We start from the raw sequence: 24,563 nt of genomic DNA, 5'->3' as shown, positions 1-24,563 counted from the left end.
AAAATTCAATGTTCGATTTTACCCATAAGCGTAAAAGTGTATCACGACTCATCGCGCCTGTAGCCCTTGCCGTGATCCTGGCGGGCTGTTCGACGCCAACCCAGCAAACCATGACCCTGGATATCACTGCGCCGGTGACGGACAGCGCGGCCAATTATCTGCTCCAAGCGGAGTCCAGCGAAGGGACCGCCAGTATTGACTGGCACATTCTTGCCCTCAAGGCCCTGATCAAAGAAGGCCGCCTGGAGCAGGCCGAGCAGCAGGCCAACCGCCTGGCCCGACTGTCGATGAACCCGGTCCAGATGGCGGAATGGCAACTGGCACGCGCAACCCTGCGCTATCAGCAAGGCCAGCCGCAGTCGGCACTGGAGACCCTGAATTTCCAACCCTGGTGGACGCTGAACGATCGCCAGTACCTGCGCTATCACATGCTGCGGGCTGAACTGCTGGCGCAGACCAACCAGCCGATGGCAGCCGCCCGTGAGCGCACTGCCCTGGATCAGTACCTGCAACCCGAGCAAAAAGCCGCCAACTGGCAGCGTTTGTGGCAGGACTTGGCCAGCTTCAATAACAATCAACTGCAATCGGCGAAAATCGCCGAGGACGAAACCGTCCTGCGCGGTTGGGTTCAGCTGAGCATCCTGAAGAACACTTACTCGCAACGCCCGGCCCGGCTGAAAAGCGCCGTCGACGAATGGCTGGCGCAGCACCCTTACCATCCGGCCAACCAGTCCCTGCCGGCCGAGCTGGCCGCGATCTTGTCGCTGGAGATCCCCGAGCTCAGTAATGTCGCCCTGCTGCTGCCGCTGTCCGGACGCTATGAGCATGCGGGTAAAGCGGTACGCGATGGTTTTATCAATGCCATGCTTGATGATACCGCCCGGGACGCCGAAACCGAGCTGACCATTTATGATACCGAGGCGGAGCCCCTGCCGGCGATCATCAGCAAGCTGGAGCAAGCCGGGATCGAGCTGGTGATTGGCCCGCTGCGCAAAGACAAAATCACGGACTTCCAGCGGCTGAACCAGTCACAAATGACCATGCTGGCCCTGAATGAGCCGGATCAGTCTGCCCAAACCCAGGGCAAAGTCTGCTATTTTGCCCTGTCGCCGGAGCAGGAAGCCGAGCAAGCCGCCCGCCATCTGTTTGCCAAGGGGCATCAGTATCCGATGGTCCTCGCCCCGGGCAACGACTTCGGTGAGCGGGTCAGCCAGGCCTTTATCGCGCAATGGCAACAACTGACCGGCCACGAACCGGCCAGCAGCACGTTCAGCTCGCGCAAGCAGGTCCAACAGCAAATTGCGGCTGTCTTCGGCCTGACCGAAAGTCAGTCCCGGATCCAGCAAATGAACCAGTTGCTGGGGATTGAGCTGGAAGCCCAGCCCCGCAGCCGCCGTGACACCGATGCTGTGTACCTGATCGCCAACAAGAACGAGCTGACGCTCCTCAAGCCGTTTATTGAAGTCGCGATCAACCCGGACATCCAGCCGCCGAAGCTGTATGCCAGCTCACGCAGCTACCCGGACAGCAAAGCCAATTTCAGTGAGTTACGCGGGATTGAGTTCAGTGATATTCCGCTGCTGGTGGATGCCAACCACCATTTCATGACCCGGTACAATGAGCTGTGGCCAAATGCGAACAACACGGATCTGCGCCTGCACGCCTTCGGGATGGACGCGTATAAAATGATCACCGAACTCCCGCAGATGCAGGCTGTCGATAACTACAGCACGCAAGGGAAAACCGGCCGACTGAGCCTGGACGATCAGTGTGTCATCCAGCGCCAACTCAGCTGGGCCATGTTCTCCGGGAATGGCGTTGAACCCGCCCAATAGACGCCGCCAAGGGCAGGCTTATGAGCAACTGGCGGAGCAATATCTGCGCCGCCAGGGGCTGCATCCCGTCTGCCGAAATTTCCAATGCCGGGGCGGTGAGATCGACCTCATCATGCGTGATCGCCGCTGCCTGGTCTTCATTGAAGTCAAATTTCGTCAACGTCCCCATTACGGTTCTGCCGCAGAAACGGTAAACTGGCGTAAACTGCAACGCCTCAAACGTGCTGCACTCTTCTGGCTGCAACGTAATGGCCTCGCGGCCGAACACACCGAGTTCCGATTTGATGTCGTGGCCATCCAAGGCACCGAACAACACATTGAGTGGCTTACCAATATCCTGGTGGAAGGTTAATCCATGCTAGAGAGCATTAAAGAAAGTTTTACCGAAAATATTCAGACCCAGATTGCGGCGGCGGAAGCCCTGCCGGATGCGATTGCCCAGGCCGCGCAACTGATGGTGCAAAGCCTGCTGAACGGCAATAAGATCCTGTGCTGCGGCAACGGCGGCTCCGCAGCCAACGCCCAGCATTTTGCATCGTGCCTGATTAACCGCTTCGAAACCGAGCGCCCGAGCCTGCCGGCCCTGGCACTGACGGCGGACACCACCACCCTGACGGCAGTCGCCAACGACTACCACCACGATGAAGTGTTCTCCAAACAAGTCCGGGCCCTGGGCCAGACCGGCGATATTCTGTTCGTATTGTCAACCAGCGGCAACAGTAAGAACATCATCAAAGCGATGGAAGCAGCCCTGACCCGGGACATGACCATTGTGGCCCTGACCGGGAAAGACGGCGGCGAAATGGCAGGCCTGCTCGGTGTCCAGGATGTCGAAATCCGGATCCCGTCACAACGAACAGCCCGGATCCAGGAAGGGCACTTGCTTACCGTCCATTGTTTGTGTGATCTTATCGATAAGGTATTGTTCCCACAACACGAAGGATAATCCATGCGCAAATTTCAGGCGCTGCTGCTGGCCGCGTTGTTGCTACTCCAGGGGTGTGCCGCACTGGTTCCCGGCGATCCACGCTCCGCCAAACGGCAATGGTTTGATCAGCACATCGAAATGGAAATTGGCGGGTTGGTCAACAAGCCGCCCTACCGCCAGCAAGCGCGGATCAATGCGGTCGCCTTTGACGGCAAAGTACTGCTCGTCGGTCAGGCCGTCGATGAGGCCACCAAAACACAGCTGGCCGAGCAGATCCGCCAGCTCAGCCATGTCAGTACCGTGTTCAACCAGATCCAGGTCCGTCCGTTGCCCAAGCTGAGCGAGGTCAGCAAAGACAGCTGGCTCACCACCAAAGTGAAGTCGCAGCTTATCGGCAGTAAAAAACTGCAGGATGTTGCGATCCAGGTGCTGACCGAAAGCCAGGCGGTCTACCTGCTGGGCTATGTCACCCGGGAGCAGGCCCATATCGCGACGGAAATCGCCCGTAACGTCAACGGAGTGAAGCAAGTCGTGAAGGTGTTTGAGTATCTGGAAAGTCAGCCGGCCGCTGATCCGTCGTAGGGCGAAAGTGGCAGGGGGAGCGTCAGACGAGCGCCCCCTTTGATCGTGCGATAACCCCCCCATGGCATCAACAGACAGCAATAGACATCAATAAAAAACGCAGCCGAGGCTGCGTTTTTTGATTCGATGGCGACGTTGATGACTCGCACTTGACGTTACTTGACAACGCGCAGACTTGGTCGGCCGCGCGGACGAGGTGGATCATCATCGGGCGCATCGCTGTCCGCGGTTTCCGTGACTTCCGCCAGCGGAGACATGGTATCGGTGTCAGCGACCTCAATCAGCGGTTCATCCGCCACGTCGAGTTCGTCCTGTTCAACCAGCTCCGGCTCATACGCCGGCTCCGGCTCAAACATGGTCCCTGCACCGTTTTCACGGGCATACAGCGCCATCACCGCGTACAACGGCACAATCACGGAGTGCGGACGACCGCTAAAGCGGGCACTGAAGCTGATTGCCTCATTGCCCAGCTCCAAGTTGCCTACCGCACGCGGCGCAATATTCAGCACGATTTGGCCGTCGCTGACAAATTCCATCGGCACTTTCACGCCCGGCAAGGTCGCATCAACCACCAAATGCGGGGTTAAATCATTATCGACCAGCCAGTCATAAAAAGCCCGCACCAGATACGGCCGGCGCGGCGTCATCGTTGCCATATCCATTATTGGCCAGCCAGACGCATTTCACGTTCAGCTTCGGTCAGCGAAGCCAGGAAAGAATCACGTTCAAAGACACGAGTCATGTACGCTTTCACTTCTTTGGCGCCCGGACCTGACAGCTCAATACCCATTTGCGGCAGACGCCACAGCAATGGTGCCATGTAGCAATCCACCAGGCTGAACTCTTCACTCATGAAGTAAGGGAATTCAGCAAACACTGGGGCCAGTGCCAGCAACTCTTCACGCAATTGCTTGCGCGCTTTCTCAGCTTCATCCGGCGAGCCTTTGCTGGCTTTCTCAGCCAGGGTATACCAGTTGCGCTCAACACGGTACATCATCAGGCGACTGTTACCCCGGGCTACCGGGTACACAGGCATCAGTGGCGGGTGAGGGAAACGCTCATCCAGATACTCCATAATGATGTTGGCCTGGTACAGCGCCAGTTCGCGATCAACCAAGGTCGGAACAGAGTTGTACGGGTTCAGGTCCAGAAGATCCTCAGGTAAGTTATCCGGATCAACCAGCTCGATTTCAACACTGACACCCTTTTCCGCTAGAACGATACGCACCTGATGGCTGTAGATATCCGAAGCATCAGAATACAGAGTCATCACAGAGCGTTTATTGGCAGCAACAGCCATTAACCCCTCCAGTATACTTATATACACAAAAAGCAACGGGGGCCCGAGCCCCCATTGCGAGTTCTTAACCCACTAGATTACCCGATCAGTGGACATCGCGCCAATACTCTTTCTTCAACAGTAAGGTTAGTACAAAGAATACGACGATAAAGCCCATTACCCACAGACCCAGACGCTGACGCTCCAGCTTCATTGGCTCTGCCGAGTATTCCAGGAAGTTCACCAGATCACGGACCACCGCGTTATACTCTTCGGTGTTCAGTTCACCGGAACCGTCAGACTCAATCCCGACCAGCTCCTTCACTTCAACACCGTCAATCAAACGGGTTTCATACACTTTCGACGGTACGCCCTGCAGCTCTTCCAGCACGTGCGGCATCCCCACACTCGGGAAGACCACGTTGTTCACACCAAACGGACGGCTTGGGTCGGCATAGAAAGAACGCAGATAAGTGTAAATCCAATCCGTGCCACGAACCCGGGCAACCAGCGTCAGATCCGGTGCCGGAGCACCGAAAGAAGTCGCTGCGTACTCGGTCGGGATCGCATTGTGCATCAGCTCACCGATTTTGACTTCCGGGTCGAAAATCATGTGCTCTTTCATCAGGTCCGTCGGAATGTCCAGGTCATTCGCAACACGCTCATAACGCTGGTACTGCGTGGCGTGACAGCCGAAACAGTAGTTCATAAACGTTTGCGCACCACGCTGCAGCGAGGCCTTGTCCGACAGATCGTTGTTGGCAGCATCCAACGGCACTTTTGCACCTGCCGCCATTGCCAGAGACGGCAACAGGGCAAATAACAATACAATCAACTTCCTCATTTGAATGTCACCCTCTCTGGTAGCGGTTTGGTAGCTTCATTTTTGCTGTAGAAGAACAGCAGCACGAAGAACATAAAGTAACCAAAGCTAAAGACCTGTGCCATCAGGGTATAGGTCGGCGTCGCCGGCAGCGCACCCAGAACACCCAGCGCAATAAAGCAAATCGTAAACTGAACAATGTTGCCCAGATGCAGTTTGCTCCGGTAGCGGTAAGAACGCACTTTACAGCGATCCAACCACGGCAGCAGGAACAGCGCGACAATCGAGGCGCCCATGGCAATAACACCCAGCAGCTTGTCCGGCACCGCACGCAAGATGGCGTAGAACGGTGTGAAGTACCATACCGGCGCAATATGCTCAGGGGTCTTCAACGGGTTTGCCGCTTCAAAGTTAGGCGGCTCAAGGAAGTAACCACCCATTTCCGGGTTAAAGAAGATCACGTAGCTGAACAAGAAGGCAAATACCGCCACCCCGACCATATCTTTCACTGTCCCATACGGGTGGAAAGGAATCGAATCGATGATGTCGTACTTCTTGCTGTAGTAAGAGTGGAACGGGAACTGGGTTTTATACCCTTCACCCTTGGCACCCTTCGGCAGTTTGGTCTCAATCCCGTCCGGGTTGTTCGAGCCCACTTCGTGCAACGCCAGAACGTGCAGAACGACCAACAGCAGCAGGACAATCGGCAGCGCAATCACGTGCAGGGCAAAGAAACGGTTCAGCGTCGCACCGGAGATCACGTAGTCACCCCGGATCCACAGCGTCAGATCGTCACCAATCACCGGAATCGCACCAAACAGGGAGATGATGACCTGGGCACCCCAGTATGACATCTGGCCCCAAGGCAGCAGGTAACCCATGAACGCTTCGGCCATCAGCACCAGGAAGATCAGCATGCCGAACAGCCACAGCAGCTCACGCGGCTTCTGGTACGAACCGTAAATCAGGCCACGGTACATGTGCAGGTACACCACGACGAAGAACGCCGAAGCACCTGTCGAGTGCATATAACGCAGCAGCCAACCGTATTCCACATCACGCATGATGTATTCGATTGATGCAAATGCACCATCGCCGGAAGGCGTATAGTTCATGGTCAGCCAGATCCCGGTCAGGATCTGGTTTACCAACACCAGCATGGCCAATGAACCAAACAGATACCAGAAGTTGAAGTTCTTCGGCATCGGGTATTCGGATAAATGCTTACGGTAAGCATTCATCACTGGCAGTCGTTTTTCGACCCAACCAAGTAATGCTTCCATTAGGCTGTCTCCTCATCGACACCGACGATAATGGTGCTGTCATCCAAGAACATATGAGGCGGCACCACAAGGTTCAATGGTGCCGGTACTCCTGAAAATACACGGCCTGCCATATCAAACTTAGAGCCGTGACACGGACAGAAGAAGCCAGCGGAGACGCCACTCACCTGCTCACTGAAACTGTCAGGCAGATAGGTTGGCGAACAACCAAGGTGGGTACAGATACCTACGGCTAAAAAGATTTCAGGCTTCACTGAACGATATTGGTTCTGGGCATAACCCGGCTGCTGTGGTTCATCTGACGACGGATCACGCAGCTGATCATCATGACCGCCCAGTTCCTCGATAATTGCTTCGCTACGGCGCACGACCCAAACTGGTTTACCACGCCATTCGACGCGAACCATTTGGCCTTCTTCCAATTTGCTAATATCAACTTCGACTGGCGCACCGGCGGCTTTTGCTTTGGCGCTCGGGTTCCACGACTTGATAAAAGGCACAGCTACAGCGACTGCACCTAAGCCTCCGACAACCGACGTTGTCGCAGTCAGGAAGCGGCGGCGACCGTTACTTACTGGCGCATTGCTCATCCAAACATTCTCCCATGTGCTCCCGCTCTGGATTATTATTATGTCCCTTGGCGTCCCTGGAGCTTACGGCTAACTCTCAACGGAAAGATACAACAGATAATTGGTACTTTTTTAAGCTGTTGTTAATCGCGCCAAATGATAAATAAAACCCCACTTTTTGACAAGATAAAGCTACCTTTCAGCAACAAATGTGAGAGGTATGTTCTTTTTGTTTTGAAATTTCACGGCGCGGGGAAAAACAACCCGGCTCGGCAGGCCAAACCGGAGGTTTCTTACAGGCAAAAAAAAGCCCAACCCGAAGGTTGAGCTTTTTCTGTACACAGTACAACCGGTAAACCGGCGCGTAAATTAACGCTTAGAGAACTGTGGACGACGACGTGCTTTACGCAGACCAACTTTCTTACGTTCAACGCGACGTGCGTCACGAGTAACGTAGCCAGCTGCACGTAGAGCAGGACGTAGAGTCTCATCGTACTCCATCAGAGCGCGAGTGATACCGTGACGGATCGCACCTGATTGACCAGTGATACCACCACCTTTAACAGTGATGTACAGGTCAAGCTTCTCAGTCATTTCAACAAGCTCAAGTGGCTGACGAACAACCATGCGAGCAGTTTCGCGACCGAAGTATTCTTCGATGCTACGCTTGTTGATTACGATGTTACCAGTACCCGGCTTAATGAAAACGCGAGCAGCTGAGCTTTTGCGACGGCCAGTGCCGTAGTATTGATTCTCTGCCATTGTCATCTTCCCCAATTAGATGTCTAGAACTTTAGGCTGTTGTGCAGCGTGGTTGTGCTCAGCACCAGCGTAAACTTTCAGCTTACGGTACATTGCACGGCCTAGAGGACCCTTAGGAAGCATGCCTTTAACAGCAATTTCGATAACCATTTCTGGTTTCTTAGCGATCAGCTTGTCGAAGCTGATTGACTTCAGACCACCGATGTAGCCAGTGTGGTGGTGGTACATCTTGTCAGTGCGCTTAGCACCAGTTACCGCAACTTTCTCAGCATTGATAACTACGATGTAGTCACCAGTGTCAACGTGTGGAGTGTACTCAGGCTTGTGCTTGCCACGTAGACGAGATGCGATTTCAGTTGCAAGACGACCTAGTGTTTTACCTTCAGCGTCTACAACATACCAGTCACGTTTTACAGTTTCTGGTTTAGCAACGAAAGTTTTCATGCTAATTCTTACCCAAAATTAAATAGTTTCACTTCACTGGAGCATATTGCTCCATCTCTGTACAGAGCCCAGTCATCACCCCTTCGAGTGGTTGGCACTCCCGGCTTTTGCCGTTACAGGTACGGTGGGTCGCAAGATTATAGGGAAGGGTGGAGAAAAAATCACCTTTTTTTCAAAAAAAATTGAGATTTTTTCTCAGCATGGCTACAACGGGAGATTCTGACAATAAAGCGGGGACCAGACGGCCCAGATCCCCCCCTCTTGTTCGGTTATGCCAGATGCGGACGCGCCAAGTATTCATGGCTCTGCATCTCAATTAACCGCGAGCAGCAGCGTTTGAACTCAAATGTCAGGCGTCCCTGCTGATAAAGCTGAGATAACTCAGTTTCCGCCGACATAATCAGCTTGACGTTACGCTCATAAAACTCATCCACCATGGCAATAAAACGCCGGGCAGCATCATCTTCCTTCTCCCCCATCTGGATCACGTCAGACACCAGTACGGTATGGTAAATCCGGGCAATTTCCATGTAATCGTTCTGGCTGCGGGCGGTCTGGCACAGGGTCTGGAACGTAAAATGCACCACCCCGTCCGCTTCGTGCCGGGTCGGCAGCATTCGGTTGTTGATTTCAATGGCCTTGCCTTCGGCACGGGGCTCAACACTCAGCTGGTGAAAATACTGATTCAGATTCTGCTCTGCCTGGGCATCAAGCGGATAATGGAAAATCTCCGCCTGCTCTAAGGTGCGAAGCCGGTAATCGACCCCGGAGTCAACATTAACCACCTCGCAATGCTGCTCGATCAGGGCAATGGCCGGCAGAAAACGCGCGCGCTGCAAGCCGTTGCGATACAGCTCGTGCGGCGGAATGTTGGAGGTTGCCACCAGGGTGATCCCACGCTGGAACAGGGCTTCAAACAAAGTCCCGAGGATCATGGCATCGGTAATATCAGAGACGAAAAACTCATCAAAGCAAATGATATCGGTTTCGGCCCGAAAGCGATCGGCAACATGCTCCAGCGGGTTTTCCTGCGCGCCAAGCTGTTTGAGTTCCTGATGAACCCGGTGCATAAAACGGTGGAAGTGGACCCGCATTTTACGTTCGGTCGGCAGGCATTCAAAAAAGGTATCTACCAGGTACGTTTTCCCCCGGCCGACCCCGCCCCAGAAATACAGCCCTTTCACTGGCACCACGGCCGATGGGCCCTGCCGCTTGAGCAACCGGGAAAACAACGACGGCTTAACCGCCTCCGGCTTGGGTGCCTGCATCCGGTGGAACAGATCGTCTAAATGCCGCACCGCCATGGCCTGTGCCGCATCGGCAATGAAATCTTCGCGCTGAAGGTCTTGCTGGTATTTTTGCTGTGGCGTCATCCGTTGCTGTAACTCTTTTGATCCCATCTTTGGCATCGGATAGTACCATGCCCCGGTTTGTGCATGTATAGTAACGATACGAAACAGGGTTATTGATTTATGACTCAGCAAGGGCTTCCCCCAGCGATGACGATAACAACAACCCATATGCCGGCCGGTTCGTCGCTCACGGCGCGCCAATCAAACAAAATAACCGGCTGTCACCTGGTATTGATAGTAACCACAAGGAGTTTTCCATGGCTTGGATTTATGCGCTTCTGATTTTTGCCGCAGGTGCCATTGTCGGCGGCTTTGCTGCACGGCTGGGCAACAAAAGTCTGCAACAGCAAAAAGAGCTGAAAAAAGACCTGGACAAGTCTAAATACGAACTGGAGCAGTTCCGCCAGGAACTGGTCGACCATTTCGCCCGCAGCGCGGAACTGCTGGACAACATTGCCAAAGACTACAGCAAGCTGTATGAGCACATGGCCAAAACCTCAACCGAGCTGATGCCGAATCTGCCGGAGCAGGACAACCCGTTTGCCCGCCGGATCAGCACCCTGACGCCGGTTGTCGACAGCGGGGAAACGGCCGCACCACCACGCGACTACGCCAACGGTGCCAGCGGCCTGTTGAAGGGTGAGCCGGAGCCAGTCGACTTCCCGGAGAAACTGGAAGCCACCAAAGCCAGTTAGTTTTTCTGGAACTAAACCCCGGTTTTCAAGTCAGAGCAAATACTGGTTCCAATGCTTGGTGATTGATTCATCACTGTTTATAGTCACATGGAATGGTACTTCTACTCGTAAACCGGAGTTTAGTCATAATGAAAAAACCTTTGCTTGTATTAAGTGCAATCGCATTAAGTATCAGTTCTGTTCTGGTCCCGGTGACCGCCACCGCAGCACTCCCCCAGGCCGTCAGCAGCCAACAACTGCCCAGCCTGGCCCCAATGCTGGAAAACGTCACCCCGGCCGTCGTCAGCATTGCTATAGAAGGCCGCCAGGTCTCCCGACAGCGCTTGCCGGAAACCTTCCGTTTTTTCTTCGGCCCTGAATTCCCGACCGAGCAACTGCAGGAACGACCGTTTCGCGGCCTGGGCTCCGGGGTGATCATTGATGCCGAGCAGGGCTATATCGTCACCAATCACCACGTGATCAACGGTGCCGATAAAATCTCCGTCCAACTGCATGATGGCCGGGAAGTCAGTGCCGAGCTGATCGGCAGCGACGAGATGTCCGATATTGCGCTGCTGAAAATCGAAAAAACCAAGAACCTGACCGCCATTAAACTGGCCAACTCGGATAACCTGCGGGTCGGGGATTTTGCCGTGGCGATCGGCAACCCGTTCGGCTTAGGTCAAACCGTCACTTCCGGGATTATTTCCGCGCTGGGCCGCAGCGGCCTGAACATCGAAAACTTCGAGAACTTTATCCAGACCGACGCCGCAATCAACAGCGGTAACTCCGGCGGTGCCCTGATCAACCTCAACGGGGAGCTGGTCGGGATCAACACTGCGATCCTCGGCCCGAACGGCGGCAACGTCGGGATCGGGTTCGCCATTCCGGCCAACATGGTGAAAAGCCTGACCGAGCAGATCCTGGAGTTTGGCGAAGTGAAGCGGGGCGTACTGGGCGTACTCGGCGGTGAGCTCACCACCGAGCTGGCAGAAGCCTTTGGCTATGAGACCAACCACGGCGCCTTTATCAACCAAGTGCTTCCGGACTCCGCAGCAGAAAAGGCCGGGCTGAAAGCCGGTGATATTATTGTCTCGGTGAACGGCAAGCAGATCCGCACCTTCAGTGAGCTGCGGGCGAAAATCGCCACGCTGGGCGCCGGAAAGACCGCGGCATTGGGCATTGTCCGCGACGGGGAATCCCGGACGGTCGATGTGGTGCTGCAAGCGGCCAGCCAGAATAAAGTCAAAGCGGAGAACCTCCACGAACGTCTCGCCGGCGCTGAGTTTGCCAACACCTCAGCCGAAGACGGGGTGAAGGGGGTCAAAGTCACCCGCCTGGAAGAGCAGTCCATCGCGGCCCGCTACGGCCTGGAGCAAGGCGATATTATCCTTGGTCTGAACCGCCAGCCAGTCCGCAACCTGGGTGAGCTGCGCAAGGCGCTGGAGAAAAATCCAAACGTGCTGGCGCTGGAAGTTAAGCGCGGCAACAACGTGCTGTATCTGATCATCCGTTAAACACCGGTCGGGCCGGAAACGGCCCGACTCTCCCCCGCTAATTCCAGGCCATCCACGCCGCCCTCCCGCACCAGCGGCTTCAGTTTGGTATCTGATGCCGGTAATGATATCCTCGACCAAATTACTCGTATTTTACTGCGTCGCGGCGCTTTTTTGGTTTTAGGGAGCAAGCATGCTGGCTTTTTTTCGTCGATCCATAGTCCTTGGCGTCGTCACAGCTCTTGCGCTTCTGGTCATCTTTCCCGGCCTGCGTACCCAGATGAACCCGGCCCCGACCCACTTCACACCGCTCGAAACCGATCAGGCCCAGCTGTCCTATAACTATGCCGTCCGGCGCGCTTCACCGGCAGTCGTCAATATCTACAACCGCCGCTACGACGCCTCCGATCGCCTCAAGCTCAGTACCCAGGGACTGGGCTCCGGGGTCATCATGAGCAATAAGGGATATATCGTCACCAACTACCATGTGGTGGCGGAGGCTGATCAGGTGATTGCCGCGCTGCAGGACGGCCGGATTTTTACCGCGCAGCTGATCGGTAAAGATCGCCGGACGGACTTGGCCGTACTGAAAATCCAGGCCGAAAACCTGCCGGTGATCCCGCTGAATGAGACCTACCAGCCTGCCGTCGGGGATGTCGTTCTGGCGATTGGCAATCCCTATAACCTGGGCCAGACCACCACCTACGGGATCATTTCCGCCACCGGCCGCTCCGGGATGAGCTTTTACGGCCGCCAGGATTTTCTGCAAACCGATGCGGCCATCAATGAAGGCAACTCCGGTGGTGCTCTGGTCAATACCCGGGGTGAACTGGTCGGGATCAATACCGCGTCGTTTCAGCAGGCCACCGATATCGAAACCTATGGCATTTCTTTCGCTATTCCCTACGAGCTGACGCAGAAAATCATGAACAAACTGATTGCCGACGGCCGGGTGATCCGCGGTTATATCGGGATCGAAGCCCGGGATGTCAACCCGGTCATGGCCCGGCTGTATGATGCCGATCAGATCAGCGGCATTATCGTCACCGGCATGGATCCAAACGGTCCGGCGGCCCAGGCCGGATTCCAGGTCCAGGATATCCTGATTGAAATTGACGGCCGGAAAGTCACCGACCGACGCAACGTCCTCGATATTGTGACCGAGCTGCGCCCGGGCAACCAGGTCGAGATGAAAGTGCTGCGCAACGGCGAGCCGCAGACCCTGTCGGTGCTGATCGCCGACGAGCCCAACGTTTACTAACCCCTGACCGCCCCCGAACCCGCATACAAAAAAACCAGCCATATGGCTGGTTTTTTCAAGGTTGAGGCTACAACTTACTCGCTGAAGCGCTCAATGTGCATGCCCAGCGCACTGAACTTGTCTTCAATCCGCTCATAGCCGCGGTCGATATGATAAATCCGATCCACGATAGTTTCGCCGCTGGCAATGCTGCCGGCAATCACCAGGCTGGCTGAAGCGCGCAGATCGGTTGCCATGACCTGGGCCCCGCTCAGACCGTCCGTATCGCCGCAAATCACCGTGTTGCCTTCGATTTCCGCATGAGCGCCCATCCGGATCAACTCAGGAATGTGCATGAAACGGTTCTCGAAGATCGTCTCGGTAATGATCCCGGTCCCTTTGGCCACCAGGTTCAACAGCGAGAACTGGGCCTGCATATCGGTTGGGAAACCCGGGTGCGGCGCAGTTCGGATATTCACGGCTTTCAGTTCGCGACCGGTCATATCCAGGCAGATCCAGTCATCCCCGGTTTCAACCGCAGCACCGGCCTCTTCCAGTTTCGCCAGTGCAGCTTCCAGCAGTGAAGGCTTGGTATTGCGGCAGATAATCTTGCCGCCGGACACCGCGGCCGCCACCAGAAATGTCCCGGTTTCGATGCGATCGGCCACCACTTTGTGATAACCGCCGCCCAGTCGCGCCACCCCTTCAATGGTGATGGTATCGCTGCCGGCACCGGTAATTTTGGCCCCCAGGGTATTCAGGAAGTTCGCCGTATCGACAATTTCCGGCTCACGGGCGGCATTTTCAATCACGGTCTTGCCTTCGGCCAGAGTGGCTGCCGACATAATCGTCACCGTCGCCCCGACACTGACTTTGTCCATCACGATGTGGGCCCCTTTCAGGCGACCGTCAACCGTGGCTTTCACGTACCCTTCTTCCAGGACGATCTTGGCGCCCAGTTGCTCCAAGCCGTGAATATGCAGGTCTACCGGACGGGCACCAATCGCACAGCCGCCTGGCAGAGACACCTGACCTTCACCAAAGCGGGCCACCAGCGGTCCCAGCGCCCAAATCGAAGCGCGCATGGTTTTCACCAGCTCATACGGCGCGCAGAATTGGTCCACACCGCTGGCATCCACATACACCGACCCGTTGCGGCTGACCTTGGCACCCAAGCGCCCCAGCAGCTCCATAGTGGTATCGATATCCCGCAATTTCGGGACATTGGCCACTTCCACCGGCTCTTCGGCCAGCAAAGCAGCAAACAAAATCGGCAGGGCCGCGTTTTTCGCACCGGAAATCGTCACTTCACCGCTGAGTGGGCCGCCGCCCTGAATTCGAAACTTCTCCATCATCAACCCTCTTAAGACAGCGACATCAGTTTTTTGTCGCGTGCCCACTCTTGCGGAGTAAAGGTTTTGATGCTGAGCGCATGAATGTCATTGGCTGCAATCTGGGCCATCAGCGGCGCATAAATCGCCTGCTGCTGCTTCACCCGGCTCATGCCTTCAAACAGCGCCCCGATAGCAATCACCTCGTAGTGGCTGCCCTCGCCTTTGACAATGATTTCATCAAGATCCAGAGCATTTTCCAGAATTTGTTTAATTTCAGAGATTTCCACAAGCTATCCTCTTTCACTGCTTAGGCAATACACGCAGCTAACATTGATTCGACATGGCTCAGGCGGAGCAAAGTGACCAGCTGTTCCGGCACATTCAATAAGGTCAGTTCACTGCCGTTACTGCTGAGCTGTTGATAAATATGAAGCAACATGACCATTCCCGCGGAGTCCACCCGGGTCACAGCACGCAGATCGAGCTGGACTTGAGAGTCACGCGGCATCCATTCATGCCGTTGCCGCCAAAAAGCTGGAACTGTGTCACGTTCCAGCGTTCCTGACAAGCTGTAATGGCCATTTTCCTGAAGCTGCCACTCAATCTTTGCCTTAGTCATTCGCACTGTCCTCACGGCGAATAGGCTTCGCCGCAAGTCCACGCAGATTTGCTGTCACGGCGTCCACGCCTTCGTTGCGCAGCTGGCCGCTCCACTCGCTTTGTTTGGTCGAGATCATGCTCACCCCTTCGGCGACCATGTCATACGCCTGCCACTCGCTGGTTTTCTCGTTCTTGCGCAGTTTGAAGTCGAGGCGGATTGGCGGGCGTTTACCACCGAGGATATCCACCCGCACCGAAACAATGGTGCGATCCGCCGGAATTTTCTGGGATGATTCGATCCGAATATCCTGATCCGTATACTGGGTCAGCACCTGGGCATAAGACGCAACCAGATAATCCGTAAAGGCATTCACAAAGTTATTGCGCTGGTCCGCCGTGGTTTTCTTCAGGTTCGGTCCCAGCACTTTGTAGGCCGCATAGCGAGTATTGATGTAAGGCAGGAGCTCCTGGCGCACCACGCCACGCAGCAGTTCCGGGTTACGCTGGATCTGATCTTGTTGCGCCTTCAGGCGATCAAAGGTCTGTTGTGACACCACCTGGATCAAATGATACGGGTCTGTTTTATCGACAGGAGCCGCCAGAGCAAACAGCGGCAGCGCCAGTACGGCGACCAGCAAAGCACGAAACAATTTCATCTTATCCCCTTGTTATTTACCGTCGCCACCGATGCTATAGAGCACCTGGCCAATCATATCTTCCAGCACCAACGCAGATTTGGTGTCCTGGATCAGATCACCATCGGTGAGCATCTCGATCCCTTCTTCCACAAATCCCGGCTCAATGCCCAAATACTGTTCGCCCAGCAGCCCTGAAGTAAGGATGGCAGCCGAACTGGTTTCTGGAAAGTAACCGAAGCGCTTCTCAATCGACAGGGTGACCACCGGGACATAGGTGTCCGTATCTAAAGTGATCGCGGTGATTTTCCCCACGGTCACCCCACCGACTTTGATCGGGGAGCGCACTTTCAGGCCACCGATATTGTCAAACTGTGCCTTGAGGGTGTACGACTCGCCATCCCCCAGTCCTTGAACATCTGCGACTTTGAAGACCAGCACCAACAAGGCAGCAAACCCGGCCAGCATAAATCCCCCAACCCACAGCTCTAGTTTTTTAATCTGTTGCATCCGTTTATTCCCACGTTACATGCAATGCCGAGCACCGGTTAGTTCCCAAACATCAAGGCAGTCAGCACAAAATCCAATCCCAATACAGCCAGCGATGAATTCACCACCGTTTTTGTTGTCGCCCGGCTGATACCTTCCGACGTCGGCATCGCGTCATACCCGTTGAAGACCGCAATCCAGGTCACCGTGATCGCAAACACCACCGCTTTAATGATGCTGTTTCCGATGTCATAGCCCAGCTCGACCGAGGACTGCATGACCGACCAAAAACTGCCGTAATCGATCCCTTTCCAGTTCACGCCGACCAATTCACCGCCCCAGATCCCGACGGCGCAAAACAACATCGTCAAAAACGGCATGGATATCACCCCGGCCCAGAAGCGCGGTGCAATGACTTGACGCAGCGGATCGACCGCCATCATTTCCATGCTGGAGAGCTGCTCGGAGGCTTTGAGCAGGCCGATTTCCGCCGTCAATGCCGAACCGGCTCGTCCGGCGAACAGCAGCGCGGTCACCACCGGCCCGAGCTCCCGCAGCAGCGACAGCGCGACCATCTGGCCCAAACTAGTTTCAGCGCCGAAATCAATCAGTACGATGTAGCCTTGCAGGCTCAGCACCATCCCGATAAACAACCCCGACACCAGGATAATGGCGACCGAGAGCACGCCCACCGAGTACAGCTGCTTCATCAGCAGCGGGAACATTTTTCTCGGCTGGGGTTTGCTCACCAGCGCGCCGTAAAGCAACAGGCTGGCACGCCCGACGGTCTGGCACTGGGCAATCCCCCGGCGCCCCTGTCGGGCAATAAAATCCGCGATCATATCTAATGTGCACCCTCATTCATTCTGCGTGTTCGTCTGCCGGTCCCCCGAGACGATGGCAACGTCCTCTAAGCTCAGCTACCGGCGAAAATATCTTCCGCCAGGTCCCGGGCCGGATAGTTAAACGGCACCGGGCCGTCGGCCTTACCGTCAAGAAACTGTCTGACCTGGGGATCCGGGTTTTCCCGCAGCTCGTCCGGCGCCCCCCGGCCGATAATCTTGCCGCCGGAAAGCAAGTAAACATGATCGGCAATACTCATCACCTCCATCACATCGTGAGAGACAATCATCGAAGTGATTCCGAGCGCCTGGTTAAGATCCCGGATCAGTTTGACCAGCATACCCATGTTGATCGGATCCTGGCCGACAAACGGCTCATCATACATGATCAACTCCGGATCCAGGGCAATCGATCGGGCCAGCGCCGCCCGACGGGCCATCCCGCCGGACAATTCACTCGGCATCAGCCGGGCTGCGCCACGTAACCCGACCGCTTCCAGCTTCAGCAGCACCAGGGTATGGAGCAAATCCTCCGGGAGCTGCGTGTGCTCGCGCAGCGGAAACGCCACGTTGTCGAACACATTCATATCCGTAAACAAGGCACCGGATTGAAACAACATGCCCATCTTGTTGCGGGCCCGGTACAACTCACTGCGACTCAGCGCCGGAATGTTCCAGTCCTCGAACCAAATCTCGCCACTATCCGGCTGGATCTGGCCGCCAATCAAGCGCAGCAAGGTGGTTTTGCCGATCCCGGACGGCCCCATTATCGCTGTGATCTTGCCCTTGGGAACCTCCAGGGTCACATCATCAAAGATCTTGCGGTCACCCCGCGAGAACGTCATATTCTTGATCGAAACGAGCGCTTCACTCTGCTCCATAACCATCCCGTCGGCCCATCGCCTTACGTTACTCTCCGACGTCCTCCGCCCCAGGGGAGGATATCACCCGTATTATTCATCAATTTACAACTAGTTGCCGATCATAGGTACATTATGCAACCAACTCAAGCCATGATCTGTAAGAACTGTGTAATTTCAGCTCACCTTCAACTTTCGTCTCCGGTCGTCCGGCCCGCTCAACGTCACGCCAACTTTCACATTCCCACACATAAAATGTCACGGCTTTTGCTTTTCTTTTGGCGACTGAACCGTCAAAATTGCTCCCTTAAACTTGATTCTCATGATTAACGACAAAAGGGATAAGAATGCTCGAAGCCATTGTGTTGCTCTGTATAGGTTTAGCCTTGCTGGTATGGAGTGCAGATCGACTTGTATTTGGTTCCGCCGCGCTGGCCAAAAACCTCGGCGTCACCCCGTTGGTGATTGGGATGACCATCCTGGCGATGGGCTCCTCAGCACCGGAAATGATGGTTTCAGCGACCGCAGCCCTGGACGGAAAAACCGACACCGCAGTCGGTAACGTGCTCGGTTCAAACATTGCCAACATCGCCCTGATCCTGGGCTTAACGGCACTGATCAAGCCGCTGGCCGTCAGCTCCGGAATTATTCGTCGTGAACTGCCGCTGATGATCGCAGTCACCCTCATCGCCGGCGCCCTGCTGTGGGACAGCCACCTGGGCTTTATGGAAGGCGTACTGCTGGTCGCCCTGTTTGTCCTGTTCCTGCTGGTGATGCTGAAAATCAGCCGCGACGGCAAAAAGAACGGCGATCCCCTGACTGAAGAGCAGGAATCTGAGATCCCGGAAGGCGTCAGCAACAGTGCGGCCCTGATTTGGGTGGTGATTGGCCTGATCCTGCTGCCTTATGCGGCCAGTATGCTGGTCGACTCAGCCGTAACCATTGCCAAATTCTACGGCATGAGCGATCTGGTGATCGGCCTGACCATCATCGCCGTCGGCACCAGCCTGCCGGAACTGGCGGCATCCATTGCCAGTATCTTCAAAGGTGAAGATGACATGGCGGTCGGCAATATTATCGGTTCCAATGTCTTTAACATCCTGGCCGTGATGGGGATCCCGGGCCTGCTAAACCCGTCGGTCCTCAGCCCGCTGGCGATGAGTCGCGATTATTATGTGATGCTGGGGGTCTCCGTCCTCCTGCTGTTGATGGCACTCGGAAAACGTCGTCGGATCAACCGACTGGAAGGTGCGTTCCTCATCTGCTGCTTTGTCGCCTATCAGGGCTATCTGTTTTATAATCTGGCGGCTTAACGGAGATCCGAACCATGTCAGAGACGTTTGATTATTGCGGCCATGGTCGCAAAGTTATTGAAATTGAAGTAGAAGCACTGCAAAAGCTCACCCAATACATCAACGGCAGCTTCAGCGAAGCCTGCCGGCTCATTGCTGCCTGCACCGGCAAAGTGATTATTATGGGGATGGGGAAATCCGGCCATATCGGTAACAAAATTGCCGCCACACTGGCCAGCACCGGCACCCCGGCCTTTTTCGTTCATCCGGGTGAAGCCAGTCACGGAGATCTGGGCATGATCAACAAAGGCGATGTAGTTCTGGCAATTTCAAACTCCGGCGAAGCCTCAGAAATCCTGACGCTGCTGCCGGTGATCAAACGCCTGGGGATCCCGCTGATCAGCATGACCGGCAAGCCGGAATCCAGCATGGCCCAAATGGCTCAGATCCATTTGCAGATCACTGTCGACCAGGAGGCCTGCCCGCTCAATCTGGCGCCAACGTCCAGTACCACGGCGACCCTGGCGATGGGCGATGCCCTGGCGATTGCCCTGATGGAATCGCGCGGCTTTACCGCCGATGACTTTGCCCTCTCGCATCCGGGCGGTGCGCTGGGACGCAAACTGCTGCTGCGTATTGCCGATATCATGCATACCGGCGAACGCCTGCCCATGGTCGGTGAGCAAGCCACCATCAAAGATGCGCTGCTCGAAGTCTCCCGCAAGGGGCTGGGCATGACGGCCGTGGTTGATGACCAGCAGAACCTGCTCGGGGTGTTTACCGACGGCGATCTCCGCCGCCTGCTCGACAACCGGGTCGATATTCATACCACCGCCATCGGTGAGGTGATGACCCGCCAGCCGGCGACCATAGCGCCCAACCAGCTGGCCGCGGAAGGCCTGAAGCTGATGGAAGAGCGTAAGATTAGCGGTCTGCTGGTCACCGAGAACGACCAGCTGGTCGGCGCCCTGAACATGCACGATCTGCTGAAAGCCGGAGTGATGTAATGCAAGTCGAAACTATTTATGGCCCGGTCTGTCAAACCATCTATCAGCGCGCCAAAGATATCCGGCTACTGATCTGCGACGTCGACGGCGTGTTTTCCGACGGCCGGATCTACATGGGCAATGACGGCGAAGAGCTGAAAACCTTCCACACCCGCGATGGCTACGGCATTAAATCGCTGATGGGCGCCGGAGTGGAAATTGCTATCGTGACCGGCCGGAAATCGGCGATTGTCGAGAACCGGATGTCAGCCCTGGGGATCCGGCACGTATACCAGGGTCAGGACAACAAACTGGCCGCCTATGCCGATATCGAGCGCACCCTGGGTATTGACCCGCGCCAGACCGCCTACATCGGCGATGATCTGATCGACTGGCCGGTGATGGCCAAAGTCGGCCTGTCGGTTTGCGTGGCTGACGGCCATCCGCTGCTGGCCCGCCGGGCAGATTTTGTGACCCGGATCCCTGGCGGTCACGGTGCCGTACGGGAAGTGTGCGACTTGATCCTTGAAGCCAAGGGTGAATTAGATAAACATAAAGGTTTGAGCATATGACCTTACAGAGGCTGCTCTGTGCGCTGTTGGTCGTGGTGTGTGGCTGGACCGGGTACTACCTGCTGAACAATCGCTGGCAAGAGGATGTCCAGGTCGAACCGGATGCGGAGAAACCGCTGTTCACCGGCAACACCGTGGTCAATACCTCTTATAATACCGCCGGACTGCGCAGCTACCAGATTGATTCCGAGTATCTGGAGCATTTCAGCTCCAGCGGCGACACCAACTTTGTCGCGCCGGTGCTGTGGATTTACCGCGACGGTACAGAGACCGAATGGCGGATCAGTGCCAACACCGCCACCCTGGACAAGGACCAGGTGTTACAGATGACCGGCAGTGTCCGCATCTTTAACCTGTTACCCGAGTCCGCGATCAAAGTGATCCAGACGGATAGCCTGAGGCTTGACCTGATCGAAAAAGATTTTGACACCCCGGATCATGTCCTCATCACCGGCAGCAACTTCCAGAACGAAGGCACCGGCATGAAGGGCAACATGGACCGCAGCGTGGCAACCTTATTAGAGAATGTAAAAGGTAGATATGAAGCTTTTAAAAATTAGTACCTTGCTCTGCCTTTGTATCAGTGCATCAAGCTGGGCACTCAGTAATGATACAGAGCAACCGATTTACATCAACTCGGACAATCAGGAACTCGATATTCAGAAAAATATCGTCACCTTCACCGGGAACGTGGTACTCCGTCAGGGCAGTATTGATATTCGCGCCGACAAGCTGGTGGTCACCCGCCAGACCGCCGGTGACGGCAAAGAGATCATCGACGCCTACGGCAAACCGGCCACCTTCCACCAGGTCATGGATAACGGCAAGCCGATTGACGGCGCCGCCCACCGGATGCGCTACGATACCGCGACCGAATTTTTGAAAATGACCGATGAAGCCATTTTGATCCAGGAAGGCAGCGAAATTCAGGGCAAAGTGATCAGTTACAAGATTGACGAGCAGAAGCTGGTTGCGGAAAGCGGCAAGAAAAAACGTGTGACCACCATCTTGCAGCCAAACCAGCTCAACAGCAATAAGAAATAAACCGGACCATTATGGCAACGCTAAAAGCAGAACACCTGGCAAAAAGCTACAACGGCCGTAAGGTTGTCTCCGATGTCAGCCTGGAAGTGCAATCAGGCAAGATTGTCGGCCTGCTCGGCCCGAACGGGGCTGGGAAAACCACGTCCTTCTACATGATCGTCGGCCTGGTGGCCCGCGACGAAGGCACCATCACCATCGACGGCACCGACATCAGCCTGCAGCCGATGCACAACCGCTCCCGGATGGGGATCGGTTACCTGCCGCAGGAAGCCTCAATCTTCCGTAAGCTCTCGGTCCACGACAACCTGATGGCGGTCCTGCAAACCCGCAAAGAGCTGAGCAAGGCCCAACGCCAGGACAAGCTCGAAGAGCTGCTGGATGAATTTCACATCCAGCATATTCGCAACAGCCTGGGCATGGCCCTGTCGGGCGGGGAACGTCGCCGGGTAGAGATCGCCCGCGCCCTGGCCGCCAACCCGAAATTTATTCTGCTGGATGAGCCTTTTGCCGGGGTCGATCCGATATCTGTGATCGATATCAAAAAGATCATCGAGCATTTGCGCGATCGTGGTCTTGGCGTCCTCATCACCGATCATAATGTCAGGGAGACGCTCGATGTCTGTGAGCAGGCCTACATCGTGAGCCAGGGGCGCCTGATCGCCCATGGTACACCGAGCGATGTCCTCAACGATGAGCACGTAAAACGAGTCTATCTGGGGGACCAGTTCCGTCTATAGTTAAAATATGGGCGACTGGGATGTCGCCCGGTTGACTGCACGAACCACCAGCCGAAGTTGAAGCCGTATTTGGCGCCCGTTACCAAAGATAAAAATAAGGTGCACAGACTTATATGAAAACCTCGCTCCAGCTCAAACTAGGTCAACAACTGGCAATGACGCCGCAATTGCAACAGGCCATCCGCCTTTTGCAGTTATCTACCCTGGATCTGCAGCAAGAAATCCAGGAAGCCTTGGACGCCAACCCCCTGCTGGAGCTGGACGAAAACCTCAATGAAAACGGCTCGGACGCGGCTTCGGATCACGCCGAGCACGCCGAGAACAAAGCCGACGGTGCCGATAGTGATCCGGATGACTATGACACCTCGGATGTCATTGAGCAGCGCGAAATGCCGGAAGATCTCCCGGTCGATACCACCTGGGACGATGTTTACAGCGCCGGGACCGGCAGCACCGGGATTGCGATGGACGACGACATGCCGGTTTACCAGGGGGAAACCACCGAAAGCCTGCAAGACTACCTGATGTGGCAAGTGCAGCTGACGCCGTTCAGCGACACCGATCTGACCATTGCCACCGCCATCATCGATGCCATTGACGAGAAAGGCTACCTTACCTGCTCGACCGAGGAGATCCTCGACAGCCTCGGCAGCGACGAGGTCGAACTGGACGAAGTCGAAGCCGTGCTGAAGCGGGTCCAGCAGTTTGATCCGCTGGGCGTCGCGTCACGCAACCTGCAGGAATGCCTGTTGTTACAACTGCGCACCTACCCGGAAGACACCCCCTGGCTGGCCGAAGCCAAAACCCTGCTCAATGACTATATCGATCTGCTGGCCAACCGCGACTTCCGCCAGCTGATGCGGGAAACCAAGCTCAAAGAACCGGAACTGAAAGCGGTAATGCAGCTGATCCACAGCCTCGAGCCGCGCCCGGGCAACCGGGTCGTCAGCAGCGAGACCGAATATGTCATTCCGGATGTGTCGGTGTTCAAAGATCACGGCAAGTGGGTGGTCACCATCAATCCGGACAGCGTGCCGCGGCTGCGGGTCAACCAGCAATACGCGGCCCTGAGCAAAAGTGCCCGCAACAGCGCCGACAGCCAGTTCATTCGCTCCCACCTGCAAGATGCCAAATGGCTGATCAAGAGCCTGGAGAGCCGCAATGATACCCTGCTCAAAGTGGCGCGTTGTATTGTTGAGCATCAGCAGGACTTCTTCGAATACGGCGAAGAAGCGATGAAACCTATGGTACTCAATGACATCGCCCTGGCGGTCGAGATGCACGAATCGACTATTTCCCGGGTCACCACCCAAAAGTTCATGCACACCCCACGGGGGATTTTTGAACTGAAATATTTCTTCTCCAGTCATGTGAGTACGGACAACGGCGGCGAGTGCTCCTCAACCGCAATCCGAGCACTGGTGAAAAAGCTGGTTGCCGCTGAAAATCAGGCCAAGCCGCTCAGCGACAGCAAGATTGCGACATTACTGGCGGAACAAGGGATCATGGTCGCCCGGCGTACCATTGCCAAGTACCGTGAATCCCTGGGGATCCCGCCATCAAACCAACGTAAACGCCTGCTGTAAGTTGCAGGCGACAATAGGAGGAAGATGTCTATGCAAATTAATCTCACAGGACACCATGTCGAAATTACTCCATCCCTGCGTGATTACGTCAATACCAAGTTCGACAAGCTCGAGCGTTTCTTCGATAAAATCAATAATGTCTATGTGATCCTCAACGTTGAGAAATTACAGCAGGTGGCCGAAGCGACCCTGCACATTAATGCCGGAGAGATCCACGCCAGAGCGGATTCAGAAAATATGTATGCCGCCATTGACGCATTAACTGATAAACTGGTGCGTCAACTTAATAAACATAAAGATAAACTCAATAGCCACTGAT

30 protein-coding genes are annotated in these 24,563 nt (G+C 55.4%); 15 read left to right on the top strand and 15 right to left on the bottom strand.

Features of this window, described 5'->3' with window-relative positions; translation table 11 throughout:
* The first annotated feature begins 8 nt into the window (after positions 1–8).
* Genes VV869_RS08150 through VV869_RS08135 form a run of 4 tightly spaced genes read left to right on the top strand, consistent with a single transcriptional unit; the run spans position 9 to position 3,345 of the window.
* Entirely contained in the window at positions 9–1,835 is a 1,827-nt protein-coding gene (locus tag VV869_RS08150) for a penicillin-binding protein activator (RefSeq protein ID WP_337734486.1), read from the top strand.
* Positions 1,819–2,187 (top strand): YraN family protein, encoded by a 369-nt coding sequence (locus tag VV869_RS08145; protein ID WP_443147300.1) that lies wholly within the window; start codon positions 1,819–1,821, stop codon positions 2,185–2,187. The genes VV869_RS08150 and VV869_RS08145 overlap by 17 nt, the downstream gene beginning before the upstream one ends.
* Positions 2,188–2,190: 3 nt before the next feature.
* On the top strand, positions 2,191–2,781 hold the full coding sequence (locus VV869_RS08140; RefSeq protein WP_261601657.1) for a phosphoheptose isomerase: 591 nt from the start codon (positions 2,191–2,193) through the stop codon (positions 2,779–2,781).
* Positions 2,782–2,784: 3 nt separating this feature from the next.
* Positions 2,785–3,345: a BON domain-containing protein gene (locus tag VV869_RS08135; protein WP_337734484.1), complete on the top strand. Its 561-nt coding sequence runs from the start codon at positions 2,785–2,787 to the stop codon at positions 3,343–3,345.
* A 155-nt stretch (positions 3,346–3,500) separates the two neighbouring features.
* Here the strand turns inward: VV869_RS08135 and sspB are convergent, their stop codons facing one another.
* The 8 genes from sspB to zapE form a co-directional block, all read right to left on the bottom strand.
* The gene (gene sspB / locus VV869_RS08130; protein WP_337734483.1) at positions 3,501–4,007 is read right to left on the bottom strand and encodes a ClpXP protease specificity-enhancing factor; all 507 of its coding nucleotides are present in this window, start codon (positions 4,005–4,007) and stop codon (positions 3,501–3,503) included.
* Positions 4,007–4,645 carry a stringent starvation protein SspA gene (sspA, locus tag VV869_RS08125; RefSeq protein ID WP_337734482.1) on the bottom strand — a complete coding sequence of 213 codons (639 nt, stop codon included), beginning with the start codon at positions 4,643–4,645 and terminating at the stop codon, positions 4,007–4,009. Before sspA ends, sspB begins: the two co-directional genes overlap by 1 nt.
* 85 nt (positions 4,646–4,730) lie before the next feature.
* A complete protein-coding gene (locus tag VV869_RS08120; RefSeq protein WP_337734481.1) occupies positions 4,731–5,468 on the bottom strand; it encodes a cytochrome c1 in 738 nt (245 codons plus the stop codon).
* Positions 5,465–6,730, bottom strand: coding sequence for a cytochrome b (locus VV869_RS08115; protein WP_337734480.1), 1,266 nt, complete (start codon positions 6,728–6,730; stop codon positions 5,465–5,467). Before VV869_RS08115 ends, VV869_RS08120 begins: the two co-directional genes overlap by 4 nt.
* Complete coding sequence (gene petA, locus VV869_RS08110; protein WP_337734479.1) at positions 6,730–7,320, bottom strand: ubiquinol-cytochrome c reductase iron-sulfur subunit; 591 nt, start codon at positions 7,318–7,320, stop codon at positions 6,730–6,732. Before petA ends, VV869_RS08115 begins: the two co-directional genes overlap by 1 nt.
* A gap of 348 nt (positions 7,321–7,668) precedes the next feature.
* Positions 7,669–8,061, bottom strand: coding sequence for a 30S ribosomal protein S9 (rpsI, locus tag VV869_RS08105; RefSeq protein WP_007464367.1), 393 nt, complete (start codon positions 8,059–8,061; stop codon positions 7,669–7,671).
* A 15-nt stretch (positions 8,062–8,076) separates the two neighbouring features.
* On the bottom strand, positions 8,077–8,505 hold the full coding sequence (gene rplM, locus VV869_RS08100; protein ID WP_047886974.1) for a 50S ribosomal protein L13: 429 nt from the start codon (positions 8,503–8,505) through the stop codon (positions 8,077–8,079).
* Positions 8,506–8,774: 269 nt separating this feature from the next.
* On the bottom strand, positions 8,775–9,878 hold the full coding sequence (gene zapE / locus VV869_RS08095; protein WP_337734640.1) for a cell division protein ZapE: 1,104 nt from the start codon (positions 9,876–9,878) through the stop codon (positions 8,775–8,777).
* A gap of 236 nt (positions 9,879–10,114) precedes the next feature.
* Between zapE and zapG the strand changes: the two genes are divergently transcribed.
* The 3 genes from zapG to degS all read left to right on the top strand — a co-directional run bounded on the left by zapG (position 10,115) and on the right by degS (position 13,288).
* The gene (gene zapG, locus VV869_RS08090) at positions 10,115–10,552 is read left to right on the top strand and encodes a Z-ring associated protein ZapG (protein WP_337734478.1); all 438 of its coding nucleotides are present in this window, start codon (positions 10,115–10,117) and stop codon (positions 10,550–10,552) included.
* Between the two features lie 128 nt (positions 10,553–10,680).
* Complete coding sequence (locus tag VV869_RS08085) at positions 10,681–12,048, top strand: Do family serine endopeptidase (protein ID WP_337734477.1); 1,368 nt, start codon at positions 10,681–10,683, stop codon at positions 12,046–12,048.
* 172 nt (positions 12,049–12,220) lie between these two features.
* Positions 12,221–13,288: an outer membrane-stress sensor serine endopeptidase DegS gene (degS, locus tag VV869_RS08080; protein WP_337734476.1), complete on the top strand. Its 1,068-nt coding sequence runs from the start codon at positions 12,221–12,223 to the stop codon at positions 13,286–13,288.
* Between the two features lie 74 nt (positions 13,289–13,362).
* Here degS and murA read toward each other — a convergent pair whose 3' ends face one another.
* The 7 genes from murA to mlaF all read right to left on the bottom strand — a co-directional run bounded on the left by murA (position 13,363) and on the right by mlaF (position 18,048).
* Positions 13,363–14,619 (bottom strand): UDP-N-acetylglucosamine 1-carboxyvinyltransferase, encoded by a 1,257-nt coding sequence (murA, locus tag VV869_RS08075; RefSeq protein ID WP_337734639.1) that lies wholly within the window; start codon positions 14,617–14,619, stop codon positions 13,363–13,365.
* Positions 14,620–14,630: 11 nt separating this feature from the next.
* A complete protein-coding gene (gene ibaG, locus VV869_RS08070; protein ID WP_337734475.1) occupies positions 14,631–14,888 on the bottom strand; it encodes a BolA family iron metabolism protein IbaG in 258 nt (85 codons plus the stop codon).
* 20 nt (positions 14,889–14,908) lie between these two features.
* Positions 14,909–15,220 (bottom strand): STAS domain-containing protein, encoded by a 312-nt coding sequence (locus VV869_RS08065; RefSeq protein ID WP_337734474.1) that lies wholly within the window; start codon positions 15,218–15,220, stop codon positions 14,909–14,911.
* Positions 15,213–15,857 (bottom strand): phospholipid-binding protein MlaC, encoded by a 645-nt coding sequence (gene mlaC, locus VV869_RS08060; protein WP_337734473.1) that lies wholly within the window; start codon positions 15,855–15,857, stop codon positions 15,213–15,215. The genes VV869_RS08065 and mlaC overlap by 8 nt, the downstream gene beginning before the upstream one ends.
* Before the next feature lie 12 nt (positions 15,858–15,869).
* Positions 15,870–16,346: an outer membrane lipid asymmetry maintenance protein MlaD gene (gene mlaD / locus VV869_RS08055; protein WP_337734472.1), complete on the bottom strand. Its 477-nt coding sequence runs from the start codon at positions 16,344–16,346 to the stop codon at positions 15,870–15,872.
* Between the two features lie 38 nt (positions 16,347–16,384).
* A complete protein-coding gene (mlaE, locus tag VV869_RS08050; protein WP_337734471.1) occupies positions 16,385–17,167 on the bottom strand; it encodes a lipid asymmetry maintenance ABC transporter permease subunit MlaE in 783 nt (260 codons plus the stop codon).
* Positions 17,168–17,241: 74 nt separating this feature from the next.
* Positions 17,242–18,048 (bottom strand): phospholipid ABC transporter ATP-binding protein MlaF, encoded by an 807-nt coding sequence (gene mlaF, locus VV869_RS08045; protein ID WP_337734470.1) that lies wholly within the window; start codon positions 18,046–18,048, stop codon positions 17,242–17,244.
* A 326-nt stretch (positions 18,049–18,374) separates the two neighbouring features.
* On the opposite strand from mlaF, the gene VV869_RS08040 reads away from it, so the two are divergent.
* The 8 genes from VV869_RS08040 (at position 18,375) to hpf (ending at position 24,562) form a co-directional block, all read left to right on the top strand.
* A complete protein-coding gene (locus tag VV869_RS08040) occupies positions 18,375–19,340 on the top strand; it encodes a calcium/sodium antiporter (RefSeq protein ID WP_337734469.1) in 966 nt (321 codons plus the stop codon).
* A 14-nt stretch (positions 19,341–19,354) separates the two neighbouring features.
* The gene (locus tag VV869_RS08035; protein ID WP_337734468.1) at positions 19,355–20,326 is read left to right on the top strand and encodes a KpsF/GutQ family sugar-phosphate isomerase; all 972 of its coding nucleotides are present in this window, start codon (positions 19,355–19,357) and stop codon (positions 20,324–20,326) included.
* A complete protein-coding gene (gene kdsC, locus VV869_RS08030; RefSeq protein ID WP_337734467.1) occupies positions 20,326–20,877 on the top strand; it encodes a 3-deoxy-manno-octulosonate-8-phosphatase KdsC in 552 nt (183 codons plus the stop codon). The genes VV869_RS08035 and kdsC overlap by 1 nt, the downstream gene beginning before the upstream one ends.
* Positions 20,874–21,437 carry an LPS export ABC transporter periplasmic protein LptC gene (lptC, locus tag VV869_RS08025; RefSeq protein WP_337734466.1) on the top strand — a complete coding sequence of 188 codons (564 nt, stop codon included), beginning with the start codon at positions 20,874–20,876 and terminating at the stop codon, positions 21,435–21,437. Before kdsC ends, lptC begins: the two co-directional genes overlap by 4 nt.
* Entirely contained in the window at positions 21,418–21,921 is a 504-nt protein-coding gene (gene lptA / locus VV869_RS08020) for a lipopolysaccharide transport periplasmic protein LptA (protein WP_337734465.1), read from the top strand. The genes lptC and lptA overlap by 20 nt, the downstream gene beginning before the upstream one ends.
* A gap of 11 nt (positions 21,922–21,932) precedes the next feature.
* Positions 21,933–22,658, top strand: a complete 726-nt coding sequence (lptB, locus tag VV869_RS08015; RefSeq protein ID WP_337734464.1) for an LPS export ABC transporter ATP-binding protein — start codon at positions 21,933–21,935, stop codon at positions 22,656–22,658.
* Positions 22,659–22,771: 113 nt separating this feature from the next.
* Complete coding sequence (rpoN, locus tag VV869_RS08010) at positions 22,772–24,244, top strand: RNA polymerase factor sigma-54 (protein WP_337734463.1); 1,473 nt, start codon at positions 22,772–22,774, stop codon at positions 24,242–24,244.
* Between the two features lie 30 nt (positions 24,245–24,274).
* The gene (gene hpf / locus VV869_RS08005) at positions 24,275–24,562 is read left to right on the top strand and encodes a ribosome hibernation promoting factor (RefSeq protein WP_337734462.1); all 288 of its coding nucleotides are present in this window, start codon (positions 24,275–24,277) and stop codon (positions 24,560–24,562) included.
* Position 24,563: the final 1 nt, after the last annotated feature.

It is taken from the genome of Photobacterium sp. MCCC 1A19761, assembly GCF_037389125.1.
Lineage (GTDB): Bacteria > Pseudomonadota > Gammaproteobacteria > Enterobacterales > Vibrionaceae > Photobacterium.
Note: the sequence above shows the minus strand (reverse complement) of the source record. Positions and strands in the feature narration are given on the sequence as shown.

Bases quoted from the DNA above. Each gene is read 5' to 3' on its own strand.
- VV869_RS08140 (WP_261601657.1), top strand. From the start codon at position 2,191: ATGCTAGAGAGCATTAAAGAAAGTTTTACCGAAAATATTCAGACCCAG.
- zapE (WP_337734640.1), bottom strand. From the start codon at position 9,878: ATGACGCCACAGCAAAAATACCAGCAAGACCTTCAGCGCGAAGATTTC.
- degS (WP_337734476.1), top strand. From the start codon at position 12,221: ATGCTGGCTTTTTTTCGTCGATCCATAGTCCTTGGCGTCGTCACAGCT.
- VV869_RS08115 (WP_337734480.1), bottom strand. From the start codon at position 6,730: ATGGAAGCATTACTTGGTTGGGTCGAAAAACGACTGCCAGTGATGAAT.
- mlaE (WP_337734471.1), bottom strand. From the start codon at position 17,167: ATGATCGCGGATTTTATTGCCCGACAGGGGCGCCGGGGGATTGCCCAG.
- sspB (WP_337734483.1), bottom strand. From the start codon at position 4,007: ATGGATATGGCAACGATGACGCCGCGCCGGCCGTATCTGGTGCGGGCT.
- lptB (WP_337734464.1), top strand. From the start codon at position 21,933: ATGGCAACGCTAAAAGCAGAACACCTGGCAAAAAGCTACAACGGCCGT.
- zapG (WP_337734478.1), top strand. From the start codon at position 10,115: ATGGCTTGGATTTATGCGCTTCTGATTTTTGCCGCAGGTGCCATTGTC.
- VV869_RS08040 (WP_337734469.1), top strand. From the start codon at position 18,375: ATGCTCGAAGCCATTGTGTTGCTCTGTATAGGTTTAGCCTTGCTGGTA.
- VV869_RS08085 (WP_337734477.1), top strand. From the start codon at position 10,681: ATGAAAAAACCTTTGCTTGTATTAAGTGCAATCGCATTAAGTATCAGT.
- mlaF (WP_337734470.1), bottom strand. From the start codon at position 18,048: ATGGAGCAGAGTGAAGCGCTCGTTTCGATCAAGAATATGACGTTCTCG.
- rpsI (WP_007464367.1), bottom strand. From the start codon at position 8,061: ATGGCAGAGAATCAATACTACGGCACTGGCCGTCGCAAAAGCTCAGCT.
- kdsC (WP_337734467.1), top strand. From the start codon at position 20,326: ATGCAAGTCGAAACTATTTATGGCCCGGTCTGTCAAACCATCTATCAG.
- mlaC (WP_337734473.1), bottom strand. From the start codon at position 15,857: ATGAAATTGTTTCGTGCTTTGCTGGTCGCCGTACTGGCGCTGCCGCTG.
- VV869_RS08120 (WP_337734481.1), bottom strand. From the start codon at position 5,468: ATGAGGAAGTTGATTGTATTGTTATTTGCCCTGTTGCCGTCTCTGGCA.
- hpf (WP_337734462.1), top strand. From the start codon at position 24,275: ATGCAAATTAATCTCACAGGACACCATGTCGAAATTACTCCATCCCTG.
- VV869_RS08135 (WP_337734484.1), top strand. From the start codon at position 2,785: ATGCGCAAATTTCAGGCGCTGCTGCTGGCCGCGTTGTTGCTACTCCAG.
- sspA (WP_337734482.1), bottom strand. From the start codon at position 4,645: ATGGCTGTTGCTGCCAATAAACGCTCTGTGATGACTCTGTATTCTGAT.
- lptA (WP_337734465.1), top strand. From the start codon at position 21,418: ATGAAGCTTTTAAAAATTAGTACCTTGCTCTGCCTTTGTATCAGTGCA.
- petA (WP_337734479.1), bottom strand. From the start codon at position 7,320: ATGAGCAATGCGCCAGTAAGTAACGGTCGCCGCCGCTTCCTGACTGCG.
- VV869_RS08150 (WP_337734486.1), top strand. From the start codon at position 9: ATGTTCGATTTTACCCATAAGCGTAAAAGTGTATCACGACTCATCGCG.
- VV869_RS08035 (WP_337734468.1), top strand. From the start codon at position 19,355: ATGTCAGAGACGTTTGATTATTGCGGCCATGGTCGCAAAGTTATTGAA.
- lptC (WP_337734466.1), top strand. From the start codon at position 20,874: ATGACCTTACAGAGGCTGCTCTGTGCGCTGTTGGTCGTGGTGTGTGGC.
- murA (WP_337734639.1), bottom strand. From the start codon at position 14,619: ATGGAGAAGTTTCGAATTCAGGGCGGCGGCCCACTCAGCGGTGAAGTG.
- VV869_RS08065 (WP_337734474.1), bottom strand. From the start codon at position 15,220: ATGACTAAGGCAAAGATTGAGTGGCAGCTTCAGGAAAATGGCCATTAC.
- rplM (WP_047886974.1), bottom strand. From the start codon at position 8,505: ATGAAAACTTTCGTTGCTAAACCAGAAACTGTAAAACGTGACTGGTAT.
- mlaD (WP_337734472.1), bottom strand. From the start codon at position 16,346: ATGCAACAGATTAAAAAACTAGAGCTGTGGGTTGGGGGATTTATGCTG.
- rpoN (WP_337734463.1), top strand. From the start codon at position 22,772: ATGAAAACCTCGCTCCAGCTCAAACTAGGTCAACAACTGGCAATGACG.